The organism is Micromonospora sp. DT231 (assembly GCF_049847025.1).
Taxonomy (GTDB): Bacteria; Actinomycetota; Actinomycetes; order Mycobacteriales; family Micromonosporaceae; genus Micromonospora.
The window spans coordinates 54,181-73,136 of sequence record NZ_JBNCNO010000007.1 but is presented as its reverse complement, the minus strand read 5'-3'; the positions used below and the strand labels follow the sequence as shown (position 1 = coordinate 73,136).

General features: G+C 74.4%; 19 protein-coding genes. 12 read left to right on the top strand and 7 right to left on the bottom strand.

The features are described from left to right. Positions 1–60 precede the first annotated feature (60 nt). Genes cobO through cobA form a run of 10 tightly spaced genes read left to right on the top strand, consistent with a single transcriptional unit; the run spans position 61 to position 10,467 of the window. Positions 61–672 carry a cob(I)yrinic acid a,c-diamide adenosyltransferase gene (cobO, locus tag ACPXBU_RS19545; protein WP_425759069.1) on the top strand — a complete coding sequence of 204 codons (612 nt, stop codon included), beginning with the start codon at positions 61–63 and terminating at the stop codon, positions 670–672. Continuing rightward, on the top strand, positions 666–2,021 hold the full coding sequence (locus tag ACPXBU_RS19540; RefSeq protein WP_425759068.1) for a cobyrinate a,c-diamide synthase: 1,356 nt from the start codon (positions 666–668) through the stop codon (positions 2,019–2,021). Before cobO ends, ACPXBU_RS19540 begins: the two co-directional genes overlap by 7 nt. Further along, positions 2,018–2,824: a precorrin-2 C(20)-methyltransferase gene (cobI, locus tag ACPXBU_RS19535; RefSeq protein WP_425759067.1), complete on the top strand. Its 807-nt coding sequence runs from the start codon at positions 2,018–2,020 to the stop codon at positions 2,822–2,824. Before ACPXBU_RS19540 ends, cobI begins: the two co-directional genes overlap by 4 nt. After that, positions 2,821–3,666, top strand: coding sequence for a precorrin-4 C(11)-methyltransferase (gene cobM / locus ACPXBU_RS19530; RefSeq protein WP_425759066.1), 846 nt, complete (start codon positions 2,821–2,823; stop codon positions 3,664–3,666). The genes cobI and cobM overlap by 4 nt, the downstream gene beginning before the upstream one ends. Continuing rightward, positions 3,663–4,814, top strand: a complete 1,152-nt coding sequence (locus ACPXBU_RS19525; protein ID WP_425759065.1) for a cobalt-precorrin-5B (C(1))-methyltransferase — start codon at positions 3,663–3,665, stop codon at positions 4,812–4,814. The genes cobM and ACPXBU_RS19525 overlap by 4 nt, the downstream gene beginning before the upstream one ends. Further along, a complete protein-coding gene (gene cbiE, locus ACPXBU_RS19520; protein WP_425759064.1) occupies positions 4,811–6,229 on the top strand; it encodes a precorrin-6y C5,15-methyltransferase (decarboxylating) subunit CbiE in 1,419 nt (472 codons plus the stop codon). Before ACPXBU_RS19525 ends, cbiE begins: the two co-directional genes overlap by 4 nt. Then, positions 6,226–8,043, top strand: coding sequence for a precorrin-3B C(17)-methyltransferase (cobJ, locus tag ACPXBU_RS19515; RefSeq protein WP_425759062.1), 1,818 nt, complete (start codon positions 6,226–6,228; stop codon positions 8,041–8,043). Before cbiE ends, cobJ begins: the two co-directional genes overlap by 4 nt. Next, the gene (locus tag ACPXBU_RS19510; protein ID WP_425759060.1) at positions 8,031–8,222 is read left to right on the top strand and encodes a 4Fe-4S binding protein; all 192 of its coding nucleotides are present in this window, start codon (positions 8,031–8,033) and stop codon (positions 8,220–8,222) included. Before cobJ ends, ACPXBU_RS19510 begins: the two co-directional genes overlap by 13 nt. Continuing rightward, on the top strand, positions 8,219–8,815 hold the full coding sequence (locus tag ACPXBU_RS19505) for a precorrin-8X methylmutase (RefSeq protein ID WP_425759059.1): 597 nt from the start codon (positions 8,219–8,221) through the stop codon (positions 8,813–8,815). The genes ACPXBU_RS19510 and ACPXBU_RS19505 overlap by 4 nt, the downstream gene beginning before the upstream one ends. Continuing rightward, complete coding sequence (gene cobA, locus ACPXBU_RS19500; RefSeq protein WP_425759058.1) at positions 8,812–10,467, top strand: uroporphyrinogen-III C-methyltransferase; 1,656 nt, start codon at positions 8,812–8,814, stop codon at positions 10,465–10,467. The genes ACPXBU_RS19505 and cobA overlap by 4 nt, the downstream gene beginning before the upstream one ends. 3 nt (positions 10,468–10,470) lie before the next feature. Here the strand turns inward: cobA and ACPXBU_RS19495 are convergent, their stop codons facing one another. The 7 genes from ACPXBU_RS19495 to ACPXBU_RS19465 form a co-directional block, all read right to left on the bottom strand. Then, the gene (locus tag ACPXBU_RS19495) at positions 10,471–12,624 is read right to left on the bottom strand and encodes an FtsX-like permease family protein (protein WP_425759057.1); all 2,154 of its coding nucleotides are present in this window, start codon (positions 12,622–12,624) and stop codon (positions 10,471–10,473) included. Continuing rightward, positions 12,621–13,301, bottom strand: coding sequence for an ABC transporter ATP-binding protein (locus tag ACPXBU_RS19490; RefSeq protein ID WP_425759056.1), 681 nt, complete (start codon positions 13,299–13,301; stop codon positions 12,621–12,623). The genes ACPXBU_RS19495 and ACPXBU_RS19490 overlap by 4 nt, the downstream gene beginning before the upstream one ends. Further along, complete coding sequence (locus ACPXBU_RS19485; protein WP_393370804.1) at positions 13,298–13,822, bottom strand: PadR family transcriptional regulator; 525 nt, start codon at positions 13,820–13,822, stop codon at positions 13,298–13,300. Before ACPXBU_RS19485 ends, ACPXBU_RS19490 begins: the two co-directional genes overlap by 4 nt. Before the next feature lie 78 nt (positions 13,823–13,900). Next, the gene (gene crcB, locus ACPXBU_RS19480) at positions 13,901–14,263 is read right to left on the bottom strand and encodes a fluoride efflux transporter CrcB (RefSeq protein ID WP_393370802.1); all 363 of its coding nucleotides are present in this window, start codon (positions 14,261–14,263) and stop codon (positions 13,901–13,903) included. Further along, complete coding sequence (locus ACPXBU_RS19475; RefSeq protein WP_425759055.1) at positions 14,260–14,736, bottom strand: fluoride efflux transporter FluC; 477 nt, start codon at positions 14,734–14,736, stop codon at positions 14,260–14,262. Before ACPXBU_RS19475 ends, crcB begins: the two co-directional genes overlap by 4 nt. A gap of 82 nt (positions 14,737–14,818) precedes the next feature. Continuing rightward, complete coding sequence (locus tag ACPXBU_RS19470; RefSeq protein ID WP_425759054.1) at positions 14,819–15,577, bottom strand: class I SAM-dependent methyltransferase; 759 nt, start codon at positions 15,575–15,577, stop codon at positions 14,819–14,821. 140 nt (positions 15,578–15,717) lie between these two features. Then, positions 15,718–16,938 carry an MFS transporter gene (locus ACPXBU_RS19465; protein WP_425759053.1) on the bottom strand — a complete coding sequence of 407 codons (1,221 nt, stop codon included), beginning with the start codon at positions 16,936–16,938 and terminating at the stop codon, positions 15,718–15,720. A 137-nt stretch (positions 16,939–17,075) separates the two neighbouring features. Here ACPXBU_RS19465 and ACPXBU_RS19460 point away from each other — a divergent pair, with 137 nt between their 5' ends. Continuing rightward, positions 17,076–17,525 carry a MarR family winged helix-turn-helix transcriptional regulator gene (locus ACPXBU_RS19460; protein ID WP_425759052.1) on the top strand — a complete coding sequence of 150 codons (450 nt, stop codon included), beginning with the start codon at positions 17,076–17,078 and terminating at the stop codon, positions 17,523–17,525. 76 nt (positions 17,526–17,601) lie between these two features. Further along, on the top strand, positions 17,602–18,921 hold the full coding sequence (paaK, locus tag ACPXBU_RS19455) for a phenylacetate--CoA ligase PaaK (protein WP_425759051.1): 1,320 nt from the start codon (positions 17,602–17,604) through the stop codon (positions 18,919–18,921). The last annotated feature ends 35 nt before the right edge of the window (positions 18,922–18,956 follow it).

Below are 18,956 nucleotides of genomic sequence, written 5' to 3'. Positions count from 1 at the left end.
GCAGATGACCGACAGAAACTGCAAGATCGCGGGAGAGTCCGCGGGCGAGGGAGATCGCTGATGCCGCAGGGACAGCCGAGTCACGTGCCCGCCGACGGGCTGACCACCCGGCAGCGGCGGCATCGACCGCTCCTGATCGTCCACACCGGGCAGATGAAGGGGAAGTCGACGGCCGCCTTCGGGCTGGCGCTGCGGGCCTGGACGGCCGGTCTGCCGATCGGCGTGTTCCAGTTCGTCAAGAGCGCCAAGTGGCGGGTCGGTGAGGAGAACGCCTTCGGGGCGCTCGGCGAGGTGCACGAGCGCACCGGCCAGGGCGCGCCGGTGGCCTGGCACAAGATGGGCGAGGGCTGGTCGTGGATCCAGCGCGGCGGCGAGGCCGACCACGCCGCCGACGCCCTGGAGGGCTGGCGGCAGATCCAGCGTGACCTGGCCGCCGAGCGCTACGGGCTGTACGTGCTCGACGAGTTCACCTACCCGATGAAGTGGGGTTGGGTGGACGTCGACGAGGTGGTCGCCACCCTGGCCGACCGCCCCGGCTTCCAACACGTCGTCATCACCGGCCGGGACGCCGACCCGCGCCTGGTCGCCGCCGCCGACCTGGTGGCCGAGCTGACAAAGGTCAAGCACCCGATGGACGCCGGCCAGAAGGGCCAGAAGGGCATCGAGTGGTGAGCACACCCTGGGCGCTGCCCCGGCTGGTGGTCGCCGCGCCGGCCAGCGGCCACGGCAAGACGACAGTCGCCACCGGGCTGCTCGCCGCGCTGCGCCGTCGCGGCCTGACGGTCAGCCCGCACAAGGTCGGCCCCGACTACATCGACCCCGGCTACCACGCCCTCGCCGCCGGACGAGAAGGGCGCAACCTCGACCCCTTCCTGGTCGGGGCCGAACGGATCGCCCCGCTGCTGCGCCACGGCGCGAGCGTCCCGACGCCCGCCGACATCGCCGTCGTCGAGGGCGTCATGGGGCTGCACGACGGTGCGGTCGGTCGCCGCGACTACGCCTCCACCGCACACGTCGCCCGGCTGATCGACGCGCCCGTGCTGCTGGTGCTGGACACCACCGCACAGGGCCGTTCGGCCGCCGCGCTGACGCTGGGCATGGCCGCGTTCGACCCGGCGGTACGCATCGGCGGCGTGATCCTCAACCGGGTCGGCTCACCCCGACACGAGTCGCTGCTGCGCGACGCCCTCGCCGAGGTCGGCGTACCGGTGCTCGGGGCCGTCACCCGCGTCGTCGAGGTGGCCGCACCGGCCCGGCACCTCGGGTTGGTCCCGGTCGCCGAGCGGGCCCCCGAGTCCCTGGCGATCGTCACCGCGCTGGCCGAACTCGTCGAGGCCACCGTGGACCTGGACGCGGTGCTCGACCTGGCCCGCACCGCCCCGCCGCTGACCGGCCCGGCGTGGGACCCGGTCGCCGCCGTCGGCGGGCCGGCCGACGCCGAACGGCCACTCGTCGCGCTCGCCGGTGGCCCCGCCTTCACCTTCTCCTACGCGGAGACCGCCGAACTGCTCACCGCCGCCGGCGCGGACGTGGTCACCGTCGACCCGCTGCGTGATCCGGCGCTGCCCAGCGGCACCCGCGCGGTGGTCATCGGCGGCGGGTTCCCCGAGGCGTACGCGGAGGCGCTGGCCGGCAACGCCACGCTCCGCGCCGAGCTGGCCGACTTCGACGGGCCGATCGTGGCCGAGTGCGCCGGGCTGCTCTACCTCGGGCGGTCCCTGGACGGCGTACCGATGTGCGGTCGGCTGGACCTGACCGCCCGGATGACCGGCCGGCTCACCCTCGGCTACCGCGAGGCCCTGGCCGCCACCGACTCCCCGGTGGCCCGCGCCGGCGAGCAGGTACGCGGCCACGAGTTCCACCGCACCACCACCGACCCGCGGCACGGCGAGGCGTCGGCGTGGCGCTGGGACGACGCGGAGCACGGCTTCGTGAGCGGTCGGGTGCACGCCTCCTACCTGCACACCCACTGGGCCGGTCACCCGGACGCGGCCCGCCGCCTGGTCGAGGCGTGCCGATGAGCGCCGACGACAGTCGGGCCGGCGGACCGGCCGACGCCACGCTGACCGGGGTGGGGGTCGGCCCGGGTGACCCGGAACTGCTGACCGTCAAGGCGGTGCGGGTCCTGCGCGAGGCCGACCTGGTCTTCGTACCCGTGATGGCGGACCGGGTCGAGCCCACCGCGACCGCCGCCGCGACGCCTGCGGGTGCGGACGCCGGGCGGGCCGAGGCGACCGTCCGGTCCCACGTCCCGGTGGATCGGCTGCGCCGGCTGCCGTTCGCCCTGGACGACAGGGGTGGGGTGACCGCCCGCCGGGCGGCGGCCTGGGACGACGCGGCCCGGGTGGTGGTCGAGGCATTCGACGCGGGCGCGCGGTCGCTGGCGTTCGCGACGATCGGCGACCCCAACGTCTACTCCACATTCGGCTACCTGGCGCAGAGTGTGCGCGCCCTGCGCCCGGCGGTGCGGGTGGCGACGGTGCCCGGCGTCACCGCCATGCAGGAGCTGGCGGCGCGCAGCGGCATCCCGCTCTGCGAGGGGCGCGAACCGCTGACCCTGCTGCCGGCCACCGCCGGCCTGGCGCTGTTCGCCGACGCCCTCGCCGGGCCGGGCACCGTGGTCGCCTACAAGGGCTGGCGGCGGCACCCGGAGCTGCTCGCCGAGCTGCGCCGGCAGGGCCGCCTCGCCGACGCCGTGCTCGGGCGCAGCCTGGGGCTGCCCGGCGAACGCGTCGGCCCGGTCGACGACACCGCGCACGACCTGCCGTACCTGTCGACGCTGCTGGTCCCGGCCCGCCGCGAGCACCGAGGAGGAAAACTGTGACAAGCGACGGCAAGGTGTGGTTCGTCGGAGCCGGCCCCGGCGCGGCGGACCTGCTGACGCTGCGGGCCGCCCGGGTGATCGCCGAGGCGGACATCGTGATCTGGGCGGCCAGCCTGGTGCACGCCGACGTGCTGGAGCACGCCCGGTCCGGTGCGGAGATCGTCGACTCGTCGCAGCTGCCCATCGAGGGGGTGCTGCCGCTGTATGAGCGGGCCGCCGCGCAGGGGCTGACCGTGGCGCGGATCCACTCCGGCGACCCGGCGCTGTGGGGAGCGGTGCAGGAGCAACTGGACGTGTGCCGGGCGCTCGGCCTGGCCGTCGAGATCGTGCCCGGGGTCTCCTCGTTCACGGCCGTCGCGGCGATCGTCGGGCGGGAGCTGACCGTGCCCGAGGTCGCCCAGTCGGTGATCCTCACCCGCCTCGAAGGCGGCAAGACCCCGATGCCGCCCGGTGAGCGGGTCCGCGACTTCGCCCGGCACGGCACCACGATGGCGCTGTTCCTCTCCGCCGCCCGCTCCGGGCAGGTGCAGGCCGAGCTGCTGGCCGGCGGGTATCCGGCGGACACCCCGGCCGTCGTGGCGTACCAGGCGACCTGGCCCGACGAGCTGGTGGTGCGCTGCACGGTGGGCACCCTGGAGGCGACCGTCAAGCAGCACAAGCTGTGGAAGCACACCCTCTTCCTGGTGGGGCCGGCACTGGCCGCCGAGGGCACCCGTTCGCACCTGTACCACCCGGGGCACTTCCACACCTTCCGCCGCGCCGAGCCGGCCGCCCGCGCCGAGCTGCGCCGCCAGGCCGGCGCCGGCACCGGGGGGACAGCCACACCGGGGCACACACCATGACGTACGCCGAGCCGCCGCTGCGCGAGCCGGACCTGCCCCGGACCGCGAAGGTACGCCCCACCGCACTGCGGACCGGCTGGACGACAGGCGCGTGCGCCACGGCGGCGGCCAAGGCGGCGGTGACCGCGCTCGTCACCGGCGAGATCCAGCCGGACGTGGAGATCGGCCTTCCCGCCGGCCGGCGGGTGCGCTTCGGAGTGGAACGCTGCGAGCTGACCGGCACCCCGCCGGTGCGCGCCGAGGCGGTCGTCGTCAAGGACGCCGGCGACGACCCGGACGTCACCCACGGGGCCGAGCTGACCGCCACCGTGGACTGGACCGACGTCCCCGGCCTGCGGCTCGCCGGCGGCGCGGGCGTCGGCACGGTCACCAAACCCGGCCTCGGGCTCGCCGTCGGCGGCCCGGCGATCAACGACACCCCCCGCCGGATGATCGGCGAGGCGGTGGCCGAGGTGGTCGACCTCAGCGAGGTGGGCGTCCGGGTGGTGATCAGCGTGCCCCGCGGCGAGATCATGGCCCGTAAGACCACGAACCGCCGACTGGGCATCCTCGGCGGCATCTCGATCCTCGGCACCACCGGGATCGTCCGCCCGTTCTCGACGGCGTCGTGGCGGGCCAGCGTGGTACAGGCCGTGCACGTGATGGCCGCCCAGGGCGAACGGACCGTGGTGCTCTGCACCGGTGGGCGTACCGAGCGGGCCGCCCGCGCGCTGCTGCCCGACCTGCCCGAGGTGTGCTTCGTCGAGGTCGGTGACTTCACCGGGGCCGCCGTCACCGCCGCCGTGGGTGACGAGATGACAGGTGTGGTCTTCGTCGGCATGGCCGGCAAGCTGGCCAAACTCGCGGCGGGCATCCTGATGACCCACTACACCCGCTCGAAGGTGGACCTGTCCCTGCTCGGCGCGGTGACCGCCGAGGCCGGCGGCGACCCGTGGCTGGTCACCGCCGTGACCGAGGCGAACACCGGGCGGCACGCGTACGAGCTGTGGGAGGCCGCCGGGCTGCTCGCTCCGGCCGGTGACCTGCTCTGCCAGCGGGTCCGCCAGGTGCTGCGGCGCTTCGCCGGGCCGACGGTCACCGTGGACGTGGCGATGGTCGACTTCGCCGGAGCGCACGTGGTCGCCTCGTCGGGGCGGTGGCCCCGATGAGCCGGACGGCCCCGGATCCGCCGGCGAACCTGGGGACACCGGACGCGCTGGTGACAGTGGCCGGCCCGGAGGCGCTGGTGACAGTGGCCGGCCCGGAGGCGCTGGTGACCGTGGCCGGCCCGGAGGCGCTGGTGACAGTGGTCGGGTTGGACGCGGCCGGCGCGACGCCGCACCCGGCCCTCGCGCCCGCGCTGGCCGGGGCCGGGCTTGTCGTCGGGGCGGCCCGACACCTGGCCGCGGTGTCCGTACCGGCCGGCGCGGCCACCGTCGCCCTCGGGCCGCTCGCCCCCGCCCTGCACCGGTTGGCCGAGGCCGTCGCCGCCGGGGTGCCGGCCGTGGTGCTGGCCAGCGGTGACCCCGGCCTGTTCGGCATCGTCCGGCGGTTGCGCGCGGCCGGGCTGCCGCTGCGGGTGGTACCGGCGGTGTCGAGTGTGGCCGCCGCGTTCGCCCGCGCCGGCCTGCCCTGGGACGGCGCCGCTGTCGTCACCGCGCACGGGCGCGACCCGCGCCCGGCCCTGAACGCGTGCCGGGCGCTGCCGCTGGTCGCGGTACTCACCGCGCCCGGCGCCGGTGCCGCCGAGCTGGGCGCGGGCCTGATCGGCTGGTCCCGCCGCCTGCTGGTCGCCGAGCACCTGGGCACCGACGCCGAACGGATCCGCGCGGTGACCCCCGAACAGGCCGCCGCCGCGACCTGGGTCGACCCCCACGTCCTGCTCAGCCTCGCCGACGCCGGGCCTGTCGAATCCGCGCCCGCCGACGCCGCGCCCGACCCGGCCGAAGCCGCACCCGACTCGGCCGACTCCGCCCGTGGTCGGGTCGCGCCCGGTGGGATGCGCGCCGACAACCAGCCGGCCGCCGCCCCGGCCGGAGGCTGGGCCCTGCCGGAGGACCGGTACGTACACCGCGACTCCATGATCACGAAGTCGGAGGTGCGCGCCCTCGTCGTCGCCCGGCTGCGCCCCCGACTGGGTCGGCTGATCTGGGACGTCGGCGCGGGCAGCGGTTCGGTGGGCATCGAGTGCGCGTTGCTCGGCGCGGCGGTGCTCGCCGTCGAACAGGACCCCGCGGCCGGCACGAGCATCCGGGCCAACGCCGCCGCCCACGCCGTGCACGTCCGGCTCGTTTCCGGTCGAGCCCCGCAGGCGCTGGTCGGCCTGCCCGAGCCGGACGCGGTCTTCGTCGGCGGCGGCGGGGTCGACGTCCTCGCCGCCGTGGTGGCCCGCCGGCCCGAGCGGGTGGTGCTCACCCTGGCCGCCCTGGACCGGGTCGCGCCGGCCGTGGGTCTGCTGCGCGCCGCCGGCTACACGGTCGAGGGCGCCCAGCTCTCCGCCGCCCGCCTCGCCGACCTGCCCGGTGGGTCGATCCGCCTCGCGGCCACCAACCCGGTGGTCGTCCTCACCGGGGAGCGCCCGTGAACCACGAGAATCCGCCCGCCCGCATCGGTCTGGTGGCGGCCACCGCCGCCGGCCGTCGACACGCGCACACCGTCGCCGCCGCCTGGCCGCACGCCCGGCTGGTGCAGGGGGAGAGCGTCGCCGACGCGCTGCGGACCGCCTGGGTGGAGTGCGACGCCGTGGTCGCGTTCCTGGCCACCGGGGCGGTGGTGCGGATCCTCGCGCCGCTGCTCGCCGACAAGCGCAGCGACCCGGCCGTGGTGGTCGTCGACGAGGCGGCCCGGCATGCCGTGGCGCTGCTCGGCGGACACGTCGGCGGCGGCAACGACCTCGCGGAGCGGGTCGGCGCCCTGCTGGACGCCCGACCGGTGATCACCACAGCCACCGACACGGTGGGCCTGCCCGGGTTGGACACCCTCGGCTGGCCCGTGCAGGGCGCGGTCGCCGCGGTGTCCCGGGCCATCCTGGACGGTGAGCCGGTCCAGCTGGTCGCCGACGCCGACTGGCCGCTGCCCGCCCTGCCCCCGAACGTCCACCCACAGCCGATCGCCACGAACATCGGCGCCGACCGCGCCGACCGCGCCGACCGCGCCGACCGCGCCGACCGCGCCGACCGCGCCGACAGCGCCGACAGCGGCGACGCGGTGGGCGGCGGGTATCGGCTGCTGGTCACCGACCGGGTGGTGCCGCTGGACGGGCGGACCGCTGTGCTGCGACCGCCGTCGCTTGTCGCCGGGGTCGGGGCGAGTCGGGGCGTACCGGCCGGCGAGGTGGGGGAGCTGCTGCACCGGGTGCTGGCCGAGGCAGGCCTCGACCCGGCGAGCCTGCGCTGCCTGGCCAGCGCCGACATCAAGGCCGACGAGGCGGGCATCCTGCGTACCGCGGACACGCTCGGCGTACCCCTGGTGACCTGGCCGGCGACGCGGCTGGCCGCCGTCGACGTGCCGCATCCCAGCGAGGTGGTCCGCGCCGCGGTCGGCACGCCGAGCGTGGCGGAGGCCGCGGCCCTGCTCGGACCGGACGGCCGGGCCGACGACGCGACGCTGCTGGTCGGGAAGACCGCGACGGCGATGGCCACCGTGGCGGTGGCCCGGCACGCGCCGCGCGGCCGGCTCGCCGTTGTCGGGCTCGGGCCCGGCGCCGCCGACCTGCGCACCCCCCGCGCGGTGGCCGAGCTGCGTCGCGCGGCCGTGGTGGTCGGCCTGGACCAGTACCTCGACCAGGTCCGCGACGTGCTCCGGCCGGGCACCCGGGTGCTGTCCAGCGGCCTCGGCGCGGAGGAGGCACGGGCCCGCGCCGCCGTCGCCGAGGCCGTCGCCGGCCGCGCGGTCGCGCTGATCGGGTCCGGCGACGCCGGGGTGTACGCGATGGCAAGCCCCGCCCTGGAGTACGCCGACGAGCGCATCGACGTGGTGGGTGTGCCCGGGGTGACCGCGGCGCTCGCCGCCGGCGCGCTGCTCGGCGCCCCGCTCGGCCACGACCACGCCTATGTGAGCCTGTCCGACCTGCACACCCCGTGGGAGGTCATCGAGCGGCGGGTGACCGCGGCGGCCGAGGGTGACTTCGTGACCCTGTTCTACAACCCGCGCAGTCGGGCCCGGGACTGGCAGCTCGGCAAGGCGCTCGGCATCCTCGCCGCGCACCGGCCACCGGACACCCCGGTGGGTGTGGTGCGCAACGCCAGCCGCCCCGGCGAGCGGGTGCACCTGGCGACCCTGACCACCCTCGACCCGGCCGTCGTCGACATGTACAGCGTGGTGGTGGTCGGCAGCAGCGACACGAGGCTGGTCGCCGGCCGGATGGTGACACCGCGGGGGTACCGGTGGCGCTCGTGACGATCGACGCCTGCCAGGGCTGCGGCGCGTGCCTGCTCACCTGCCCGACGCACGCGATCTGGCCGGTCGCCGGCGGCCTGACGGTCCGCGCCGACCGTTGCACCGGCTGCCTGGAGTGCCTGGAGATCTGCCCGGTCGACGCGATCCGCGTGCTCGACCCTCAGGAAGGAGTCCGATGAGCAGGGTGGTGCACCCGATCGAGGTGGAGTCGTACCGCATCCTGCGCGAGCGGGTCGACCTGTCGCACCTGCCGCCGCTGAGCCGCGCGGTGACCGAACGGGTCGTGCACGCCAGCGCCGACCTCGCGTACGTCGACGAGTTGGTCTGCGACGAGGCCGCCCTGGAGTCGGGGCTGGGCGCGTTGCGCGCCGGGGCTCCCGTCGTCACCGACGTGGCGATGGTCGCCGCCGGTATCACCCGCGCCGGCCTGGAGCTGGTCTGCCCGGTCGCCGAGCCGGCCGCCGCCGAGCTGGGTCGCTCGGCCGGCATCACCCGCTCGGCGGCGGCGGTGCGGATCGCGCTGGAGCGGGTCGGTCCGGGCGCGGTCTGGGTGGTCGGCTGCGCGCCGACCGCGCTCGTCGAACTGCTCACCCTGGACGCCGCACCGGCGCTCGTCGTCGGCCTGCCGGTCGGCTTCGTGGGGGCCGCCGAGTCGAAGGCGGCGCTGCGGGCCAGTGGCCTGCCCGCCGTGTCGAACGTGGGGGAGAAGGGCGGTTCGGCGGTCGCCGCCGCCGCCCTCAACGCCCTGCTCTACATCGAGGAGAAGTCATGACCGGGTTGGTCATCGTCGGGCACGGTACGCGCAGCGCGGCCGGGGTCGACCAGTTCGCCGCCCTCGTCGAGCGGGTCCGTCGTCGCGGTGACGTCGGCGACGTCGAGGGTGGTTTCATCGAGCTGTCCCGCCCGCCGCTGACCGACGCGGTCGGCGCGCTCGTCGCGCGCGGGCACCTGGAGCTTGTGGCGCTGCCGCTGGTACTGACCGCCGCCGGGCACGGCAAGGGCGACATCCCCGCCGCGATGGCGCGGGAACAGGAGCGGCACCCCGGGTTGACCTACCGCTACGGTCGCCCGCTCGGCCCGCACCCGCTGCTGCACGACGCCCTCGAACAACGCATCGACGCGGCGCTGGCCGGTGCGGCTCAGGCGGACACCGCCGACCGGGCCGGCACGTGGGTCGCGTTGATCGGACGGGGCTCCACCGACCCGGACGCCAACGCCGAGGTCGCGAAGGTCGCCCGGCTGCTCTGGGAGGGGCGCGGCTACGCCGGCGTCGAGCCGGGCTTCGTCTCCCTGGCGCAACCGTCGGTGCCGGCGGTGCTGGAGCGCCTGCGTCGGCTCGGCGCGCGGCGGATCGTCGTGGCCCCGTACTTCCTGTTCGCCGGCGTGCTGCCGGACCGGATCGTCGCCCAGTCGGCGGAGTTCGCCGCCGCCCATCCCGAACTGGACGTGCGGGTCGCCGAGGTGATCGGCGACTGCGACGCCCTCGCCGACCTGGTCCGGGAACGCCACGCCGAGGCGCTGGGCGGGGACATCCGGATGAACTGTGACACCTGCGCGTACCGGGTGCTGATGCCCGGCTTCGCCGACAAGGTGGGCCGCCCGCAACGCCCGCACGACCACCCCGACGACCCGGTCGGCCACCACCATCACCACGGCCACGACCATCATCACGACGATCACCGTGACCACGGGTCGGTCGCGGTGGTCGGCGGCGGGCCGGGACCCGACGACCTGATCACGGTACGCGGAAAGGCCCTGCTCGACGCCGCCGACGTGGTGGTGGTCGACAGGTTGGCCCCGCAGGGGCTGCTCGCCGGGCTGCGCCCCGACGTGCTGGTGGTGGACGCCGCGAAGGTGCCCCGTGGCCCGTCGATGGCCCAGGAGGCGATCAACGAGGCCCTGGTCTCGCACGCTCGCGCCGGCCGGCGGGTGGTCCGGCTCAAGGGCGGCGACCCGTACGTCTTCGGACGCGGCCACGAGGAGGTGCAGGCCTGCGCGGCGGCCGGTGTGCCGGTGACAGTGGTCCCCGGGGTGAGCAGCGCGATCGCCGCGCCGGCCCTCGCCGGTGTGCCGGTGACGCACCGGGGCGTGGCGCACGACGTCACTGTCGTGTCCGGACACCTACCGCCCGGGCACCCCGACTCGCTCGTCGACTGGGCGGCGCTGGCGCGGGCCCGGGGCACTGTGGTGTTGCTGATGGCCGTCGACACGATCGCCAAGATCGCGTCAGTGCTGATCGAGCACGGCCGCGCCCCGGAGACCCCGGTGCTCGCCGTGCAGGACGCCGGGCAGCCCAGCCAGCGGTCGCTGCCCGCCCGGCTGGACGAGATCGGCGCGCTCGCCGCCCGGGAGGGCGTCGGCCCGCCCGCCGTCTTCGTGCTCGGCCCGGTGGTCGCTCTCACGACCACCGGACCGCACACCTGACGACTACTCGCTGCGGGCGGTCTCCGGACCGGTGATCCGTTCCAGCAGCGGCATCGTGGAGGCGATGACGCCGAGGCAGGCGACCAGTCCGACCACGACGATCACGTAGAAGCGCGGCTCCGGCGCGACCAGCGTGTAGTGCATCTGTGCCCGCAGGAACAGCTGCGCGGCGAGCAGGCCCATGCCGATGGCGACGGCGGCGACGGCGAGCATCGGCACCGCGCTCTCCAACGCGACCACCCGGCGCAGCACCCGCACCGGCGCGCCGCTGAGACGCAGCAGGCTGAACGGGCGTCGGCGCTCGGTGAGACCGCCGATGACGCTGACCGCGAGGCTGCACCCGCCCAGCGCGAGGCTGGCCACGATGATGACGTTTGCCAGTTGCTCCCAGCCGCGCAGCGTGTTCGCGAAGTCCGCCTCGAAGTCACCGGGCACGTTCGGCCCGACCCAGAAGGTCGGGAAGGCGGCCTCGAGGACGGTACGTGAGCGTTCGATGGCGGCTGCCGAGCCGTCCGTGTCGACGACGATCGACATCACCGGGAGCTGTTGAAGATCACCGAGCGGGACCGACGCGGCAGGCCAGACTCTGGCGGACGACGCCGACTCCCGGAAGGGGACGAGACCCGTCGCGACCTCGGCGACGGTGGCGCCCTCGGCGCACCGGCCGTACGCACTCGGGATCTCGGTGCACGCGATCAGGCCGGGCTCGCTGGCGGTCATCCAGTCCGGGTTCTCGCGCACCGCGGTCGCGGACCGCACGCCGGTGATGGAGCGAAGCCCGGTGAGAAGTGTGTCCGGCGCTGCCGGCGCATCGTCGGGAAGGTCGAGAGACACCCGCCCCGCCTCGGTCGAGCCGACCGGCGCCGGACCGCGGTTGGCAATGATCGTGGTGATCACGCCGACGGCCACACTCGTGACGAAGAGCGCGAGCATGATGCCGCTGATCGCCCGGAAGCCGGCCTTCGGGTTGTCGGCGAGGCGACGCGCGGCGATGAGCGTGGCCGGACGGTTGGCGTACCGGGCCAGGACCCGGGCGCCGACCATCGTCAACCACGGTCCGGCGAGCACGAGGCCGGCCATGATGAGCAGTAGTCCGGGCAGGAACACAGCGGCCTGGCCGTCGGACGTTTCCGGCTTGAAGCCGATGGCGAACACCAGCACGGCGACACCGAGCAGGGCCGGGATCAGCCGATACGCGCGCGGTGCCCGTGGCGTGACCCGCCGGGTGACGCCCAGCGGCGAGATCCGTACCCGGCGCAGCGAGACCTGGGCGGCCACCGCCGCGCCGGCCGGGACGCCGAGCGCCACCAGCAGGATGTCCAGCAGGCCCAGCGACATGTCACTGGGGAAGAACGGCATGCCGGTGAACGGGATGCCCGCGAGCGGGTCGCGCAGGGCGTAGAACAGGGCGAAGCCGACGGCGGTGCCGGCGACGGCGGCGGCGGCGGCCTCCACCGCGGCGACCATCGCGATCTGCCGGGGCGTCGCGCCGACCAGGCGCATCGCGGCGAAACGCTGCTCCCGGCGGGCGGCGCTGAGCCGGGTGGCCGTGCCGATGAAGATCAACACCGGGAAGAGCAACCCGCCGGCGATCACGCCCAGGATGAGGTTCACCGTGGTCTCGGGGAGGGCGGGGGTGTCGCCGACGCTTGTGACCTTCTTCGCGTTCGGAAGTGCGGCGACCCGGTCGGGGGTGCCGCCGGCGATGACGAGCAGGGTGTCCGGTGAGGTCAGCGCGGCCGGACCAACGGTGCCGAGGTCACGCCCCGGGTAGCGGTCGCCCAGTTGGTCGGCCGGGTGGGCGGCCAGCAGGTCGCGCAACGCGGGCGAGGCGTAGAACTGGCCGGGACCAGGGGTGGTGGGGACACCGACCGGGGTGGGCGCGGTCGCGCCGGTAGCGGCGACGTCGATCCGGATGATCTGCTTGCCGTGGAAGTAGTCGAACCGGGTCGACCACCACAGCGGGTCGGCGTCGCCGGCCGACGCCTGCGGATACATCGAGGCGTACCGGGTGAGCTGTGCGTTGACCGCGTTGACCCCGGCCAGGGTGGTCAGCAGCAGCCCGCTGCCGATCGCGACGGCGGCGGCGATGACGAGCAGGCGGGTGAGCGCCTCCCGGCCGCCGGCCACGGCGAGGCGGAGCCCGAAGCGGATCATGAGGCGATCCGGTCCGGCGCGTTCACGCGCCCGTCGCGGACCATGACCTCGCGGTCGGCGTACGCGGCGATCCGGGGCTCGTGGGTCACCAGGATGACAGTGGTGCCCTGTTCGCGGGCGGCGCCGACCAGCAGGTCCATCACCTGCTCGCCGGTGAGCGAGTCGAGCGCGCCCGTCGGTTCGTCGGCGAAGAGCACCTGCGGCTCGGCGACCAGGCCCCGGGCCAGGGCGACGCGTTGCGCCTGCCCGCCGGACAGCTCGCCCGAGCGCCGCTGCTCCAGGCCGTCCAGGCCGAGGCGCGTGAACCAGGCACTCGCCTTCGGCAGCGCCTGCTTGCGGTGTACGCCGCTGAGCAGGAGCGGCAGGGCGACGTTCTCCACGGCGGTGAGCTCGGGGACGAGCTGGCCGAACTGGAACACGAAGCCGAAGCGGTCCCGGCGCAGGCCGCTGCGCCCGGTCTCGGCCATGGTGTCGATCCGGGCCCCGTCGAGGAGGATCTCGCCGGAGTCGGGCACGAGGATGCCGGCCAGGCAGTGCAACAGGGTGGACTTGCCCGAGCCGCTGGGGCCCATGACGGCGACGATCTCGCCCGCCTCCACGGCGACGCTGGCGCCGCGCAGGGCGGGGGTCTGGCCGAAGGAGAACCGCACGTCACGTGCTTCGATCATGACGCTCACGGCCGTACCTCCTTGCGCAGGGCGTCCAGCCGGGCGCCTGTCATCTCGATCCACCGGAGATCCGCCTCCAGGTGGTAGAGGCCGTGGTCGGCCAGCAACGCGTCGACGAGGCTGCCGGCGCGCTTGATCTCGGTGAGCTCGCGCATCCGGTGCAGGTGCGCGCTGCGCTGGGTGTCGAGGTATTCGTCGGCCGGCCGGTCCAGCATCAGCGCGAGCACGACCTTGGCGAAGAGCACCGTCTGCAGGTGCGGCTCCGGGTCGACCGGCTGGGTCAGCCACTGCTCCACCTCGGTCGCGCCGACGTCGGTGATGACGTAGCGCTTGCGGTCCGGACCGGCGCCGGGCGCGACGTCGCTGATCACCACCTTGCCGTCCCGGGCCAGGCGGCTGAGGGTGGAGTAGACCTGGCCGAACGGCAGTGGCTTGCCCCGGCCGAAGAAGGCGTCGTAGTCGCGCTTCAGGTCGTAGCCGTGGCGGGGCTCTCGTTCGAGGAGGCCGAGAAGGGTCAGTGGCACGCTCATGGGAGGAGACTACACCGGGGGTATACCTCGCGTATATACCCCCGGTGTCTTCCCCGATCCGGGCAGGATTTCCACAGGTCAGCCCAGCAGGGCGCGGGTCAGGGCGTAGCCGGCGGCCGCCGCGGCGAGCCCGGCGGCGACACTGCCCACGACGTTTGCCAACGCGAGGAGGCGGTGGCCGCCCCGCGTCAGCCGCAGCGTCTCGTAGCTGAAGGTGGAGTAGGTGGTCAGCGCCCCGCAGAACCCGGTGCCGAGCAGCGCGGTGACCGCCGGGCCGGTCGGCCACCCGACGAGCGCGCCGAGCAGCAGCGAGCCGACCACGTTGACGGTGAGCGTGCCCCAGGGGAACGCCGAGTCGTGCCGGGACTGGATCGCCCGGTCGGTGAGGTAGCGCAGCGGCGCACCGACGGCCGCCCCCAGGGCGATGAGCAGCACGGTCATCGGGCCGCCCGCCGGCTCAGCAACGTGGCCGTGACGGCGTCGCCCAGCCCGACGGCGACAAGTGCCCCGAGCAGCGTCGCCGCCAGGTACGCCAGCGCGGTGCCCGGCGCGCCCGCGACGAGCGCCTGCTGGATGTCGACCGCGTACGCGGAGAACGTGGTGAACCCGCCGAGCACCCCGACCCCGAGGAACGGGCGGGCCAGCGGGTGCCCACCGCCGCGGTGGGCGAGCACCGCCATCAGCACCCCGATCAGCAGGCAGCCGGACAGGTTGATGCCGAACGTCGCCCAGGGAAAGCTGGTCGGCGGGTGCGGGGCGGCGTGTTGCAGGCCGGCCCGGGTCAGCGCGCCGAGCACCCCGCCGGCCGCGATCGTGGCGAGAATCGTCGCGGGGCGCGCGGTCAGCTCGCGGCGGTCGGCGGGGACGCGCAGGTCGACGTCGGGGTCGCCACGCTGCTCGGATGGCTCTGGCACGGGTCCTCAGCGTAGTGCCGGCGACGGCGGCGTCAGCGTAGTGCCGGCGACAGTCGCGTCAGCACTGGCGGCGACGGCCGCGTCAGCGCACCGCCGCGACGGCGGCGTCCGGACCGCCGCGCCACACCGTGCCGACCTCGCTGAACCCGGCCGCGGTGAGTGCGGTCAGGTGCCAGGAGACCGGCGGGTTCCACTCCGGGCTGTGCCCGGTCGGGTAGATGTCCTGCCGCTGGGCGACCAACGGGGCCAGCGCCGGGTCGGCCCCGGCCCGCTCCCACCAGTCCGACCAGGAGAGCACCGCGCCAGCGGCGTACCGGGCGTTGCGCCGGTCCCGGGCCCGGTCCAGCAGCCGCTTGGTCAGCTCCGGCAGGGTGTCGTCGGGCATGTGGTCGGCGTTGACGAAGACCCCGCCCGGCCGCAGCACGTCGCGCAGTTCGGCGTAGAGCTGCCCGAGCCGGTCGGCCGGCAGCCAGTGCAGGGCGGTGGCGGTGAGGACGGCGTCGTAGTCGCGGTGGGGGAGCGCGGCGCGCCACTCGGGGGTGCCGAGGTCGGCCGGGACGATCGTGGCCCGGTCGGGAAGGGTGGCCCCGGCGATGGCCAGCAGTGCCGGGTCGAGATCCAGCAGGGTCACCTCGGCGTCGGGGAAGCGCGCCAGTGTCCGCAGCGAGATGGTGCCGGTGCCGCCGGCCAGGTCGAGCACGCGAGGCGGCCGACCGTCGCGCACCGCGTCGACGGTGTCCAGCATGGTGGTGAACCGCTGTTCCCGGTCCGGCAGGTACGCCTCCTGCTGGCGATCCCAGCTCTCCTGCCAGGCCCAGGGCTCCAAGATGTAAGGACTCATAGCGAGCAGGCTAGTTACGTACCCGATGCGTTGTCCAGACCTTGTTGCACATAACTTGCAATTGCGGGAAGATGGCAGAGCGATGATCAGAGTGACGCCGGGTCGGGCCTCCGCCCGGCCCGGCGTCCGTCTCCGGCGGGTCAGGCCGCCGTGTCCACCAGGGCCGCGTCGGCCGTCGCCGGCTCCCGGCGGCGGGCCAGCCGCAGCGCTGCCAGCAGGACACCCAGGCCGGCCAGGGTGAGCGCCGCGCCGGCCCAGATCGGCGAGGTGTAGCCGAGCCCGGCGGCGATGGTCACCCCGCCGATCCAGGCGCCCAGCGCGTTGCCCAGGTTGAACGCCGCGATGTTCGCCCCGGACGCCAGGGTCGGCGCCTGGCTGGCGTAGTGCATGATCCGCATCTGCAACGGCGGCACGGTGGCGAACCCGAACCCGCCCATCAGCACCAGCGAGACGACTGTCAGCACCGGGCTCGACGCCGTCAGCGCGAAACCGACGAGCACCACGGTGAGCACCGCCAGGACGGTGACCAGGGTGCGCGACAGCGACCTGTCCGCCGCCCGGCCGCCGAGCAGGTTGCCGGCGAAGAGCCCCACGCCGAAGAGGACGAGCAGCCACGGCACGGTGCTGCTGGCGAAGCCGCTGACCTCGGTGAGCGTGTAGGCGATGTAGGTGAACGCGCCGAACATGCCGCCGAAGCCCAGGACCGTGATCACCAGCGACAGCCAGACCTGCGAGTGGGTGAAGGCCCGCAACTCGCCACGCAGCCCACCGGCCGGCCGGTCGGCGTTCGCGGTGTCGCCGGCCGGAACGAGCAGGGCCAGCGCGATCAGCGCGACCACCCCGATCGCGGTGATCGCCCAGAACGTCGACCGCCAGCCGAAGTGCTGCCCGAGGAAGGTGCCGAAGGGAACGCCGAGCACGTTCGCGATGGTCAGGCCGGCGAACATCATGGCGATGGCGCCCGCCCGGCGGGCCGGTGCCACCAGGCCGGCGGCGACCACGGCGCCGATGCCGAAGAACGCGCCGTGGCAGAGTGCGGCGACGATCCGGCCGGCCATCATCACGGCGTAGTCGCCGGCGACCGCCGAGAGCAGGTTGCCGACGATGAAGAGCACCATCAGGCCCAGCAGCACCGGTTTGCGCGGCAGTCGGGTGACCGCCGCGGTCAGGGCCACTCCGCCGACGGCCACGCTGAGCGCGTAGCCGGAGATCAGCCAGCCGGCGACCGGTTCGGTGACGGCGAAGTCGGCGGCCACCTCGGGCAGCAGCCCCATGATCACGAACTCGGTGAGGCCGATGCCGAAGGCGCCGATCGCCAGCGCGATCAGGCCGGGTGGCACGGACTTCTGGCGTACGGACATGGTGTTCCCATCGGGGAGGGGGCAGATATGCGGCGCGTGCAACTACACGCGCTAGCAACGAGATAGTTGCACGCGCCGGATACCGGCGCAAGCGTGCTAGCGTGGGGCCGTCGAGATCACACCCGAGGAGGGCCGGCATGGGCATCGCCGACGACGCGCTCGAGATCCGCGCGCAGGGCTGGCGCACCCTCGCCGCCCTGCACGGGCTGATCGAGACGTCCCTGGAACGGGCGTTGCAGGCCGACCACGACCTGTCCGTCGTCGAATACACGGTGCTCGACGCGCTCTCCCGCCAGCACGGCTGGCACATGCGGATGAACCAGCTCGCCCGCGCCGCAGCCCTCTCCGGCAGCGCTACGACCCGCCTGGTCACCCGACTGGAACAGCGTGGGCTGCTCACCCGCATCCTCTGCGCCGACGACCGGCGGGGCATCTACACCGAGCTGACCCCGGCCGGCTCCGAGCTGCTCACCCAGACTCGACCCACCCACGACCGGGTGCTCAGCGAAGCGCTCACCGAGGCCGAGGCCACCCCCGAGTTGGCGCCGCTCGTCGACGCCCTGCACCGCCTGCCGACCGCCCGCTGACCGCCCCACCAGCCCGGGCCACGGCGGGCGTACGGTACCCGCAGCCCCACCGGGACCGCCGCGCCAAGGAGGCACGATGCAGGACCGCACCCCTCGTGCGGAGGAGTTGGAGCCGATCGAGCGCGCCGGCATCGACGAGCTGCGCGACCTGCAACGCGAGCGGCTGCGCTGGTCGGTGCGGCACGCGTACGACAACGTGCCGCACTACCGCCGGGCGTTCGACGCGGCCGGGGTGCACCCCGACGACTGCCGGAACCTCGACGACCTGGCCCGCTTCCCGTTCACCGGCAAGGCGGAGCTGCGGGAGAACTACCCGTTCGGCATGTTCGCCGTCCCCCGGGAGCGGGTGGCCCGCCTGCACGCCTCCTCCGGCACCACCGGCCGGCCGACGGTGGTCGGCTACACCCGCGACGACCTGCGCACCTGGGCGCGACTGATGGCCCGGTCGATCCGCGCCTCCGGTGGCCGTCCCGGCGACCGGGTGCACGTCGCGTACGGCTACGGGCTCTTCACCGGCGGCCTGGGCGCGCACTACGGCGCCGAGGAGCTGGGCTGCACCGTCATCCCCGTCTCCGGCGGCATGACCGAGCGTCAGGTGATGCTGATCCGCGACTTCGAACCCGAGGTCATCATGGTCACCCCCAGCTACATGCTCGCCATCGTGGACGAGATGGGGCGACAGGGCGTCGACCCGCGCGCGACCTCCCTGCGGGTGGGGATCTTCGGGGCCGAGCCGTGGACCGAGGACATGCGGCGGGAGATGGAGCAGCGGCTGGACATCCACGCCGTCGACATCTACGGGCTGTCCGAGGTGATGGGCCCCGGCGTGGCCACCGAGTGCGTCGAGACCAAGGACGGGCTGCATCTCTGGGAGGACCACTTCTACCCGGAGATCATCGACCCGGTGACCGGTGCGGTGCTGCCCGACGGTGAGCGGGGTGAGCTGGTGTTGACCTCGCTGACCAAGGAGGCGATGCCGGTGGTGCGCTACCGCACCCGCGACCTGACCCGACTGCTGCCCGGCACCGCCCGTCCGATGCGCCGGATCGAGAAGATCACCGGCCGCACCGACGACATGATGATCGTGCGCGGGGTGAACATCTTCCCGACCCAGATCGAGGAGCTGATTCTGCGGACCCCGCAGCTGTCGCCGCACTTCCAGTGCGTCCTCGATCGGCAGGGCCGGTTGGACACCCTCACGGTACGGGTGGAGCGGCGCACCGGCGTCACCGCGGATGCCGCCGAGCGGGCCGGCGCGACGCTCGTGGAGTTGGTGAAGAACACCATCGGCGTGAGCGTGGCGGTCGACGTCCTCGCACCGGACGCGGTGGAGCGGTCGGTGGGCAAGATGCGCCGCATCGTCGACAGGCGACAACCTCCGCGGGCGGCGGGATGAGCGGGCGTTCGATGATGATGGCTCAGCGGGTCGTC

What these genes read in the sequence shown, in the direction of transcription:
- cobO (WP_425759069.1), top strand. Translation starts at nt 61, where the DNA reads ATGCCGCAGGGACAGCCGAGTCACGTGCCCGCCGACGGGCTGACCACC.
- cbiE (WP_425759064.1), top strand. Translation starts at nt 4,811, where the DNA reads ATGAGCCGGACGGCCCCGGATCCGCCGGCGAACCTGGGGACACCGGAC.
- ACPXBU_RS19470 (WP_425759054.1), bottom strand. Translation starts at nt 15,577, where the DNA reads ATGAGTCCTTACATCTTGGAGCCCTGGGCCTGGCAGGAGAGCTGGGAT.
- ACPXBU_RS19525 (WP_425759065.1), top strand. Translation starts at nt 3,663, where the DNA reads ATGACGTACGCCGAGCCGCCGCTGCGCGAGCCGGACCTGCCCCGGACC.
- paaK (WP_425759051.1), top strand. Translation starts at nt 17,602, where the DNA reads ATGCAGGACCGCACCCCTCGTGCGGAGGAGTTGGAGCCGATCGAGCGC.
- ACPXBU_RS19505 (WP_425759059.1), top strand. Translation starts at nt 8,219, where the DNA reads ATGAGCAGGGTGGTGCACCCGATCGAGGTGGAGTCGTACCGCATCCTG.
- crcB (WP_393370802.1), bottom strand. Translation starts at nt 14,263, where the DNA reads ATGACCGTGCTGCTCATCGCCCTGGGGGCGGCCGTCGGTGCGCCGCTG.
- ACPXBU_RS19485 (WP_393370804.1), bottom strand. Translation starts at nt 13,822, where the DNA reads ATGAGCGTGCCACTGACCCTTCTCGGCCTCCTCGAACGAGAGCCCCGC.
- ACPXBU_RS19495 (WP_425759057.1), bottom strand. Translation starts at nt 12,624, where the DNA reads ATGATCCGCTTCGGGCTCCGCCTCGCCGTGGCCGGCGGCCGGGAGGCG.
- cobI (WP_425759067.1), top strand. Translation starts at nt 2,018, where the DNA reads ATGAGCGCCGACGACAGTCGGGCCGGCGGACCGGCCGACGCCACGCTG.
- ACPXBU_RS19465 (WP_425759053.1), bottom strand. Translation starts at nt 16,938, where the DNA reads ATGTCCGTACGCCAGAAGTCCGTGCCACCCGGCCTGATCGCGCTGGCG.
- cobA (WP_425759058.1), top strand. Translation starts at nt 8,812, where the DNA reads ATGACCGGGTTGGTCATCGTCGGGCACGGTACGCGCAGCGCGGCCGGG.
- ACPXBU_RS19460 (WP_425759052.1), top strand. Translation starts at nt 17,076, where the DNA reads ATGGGCATCGCCGACGACGCGCTCGAGATCCGCGCGCAGGGCTGGCGC.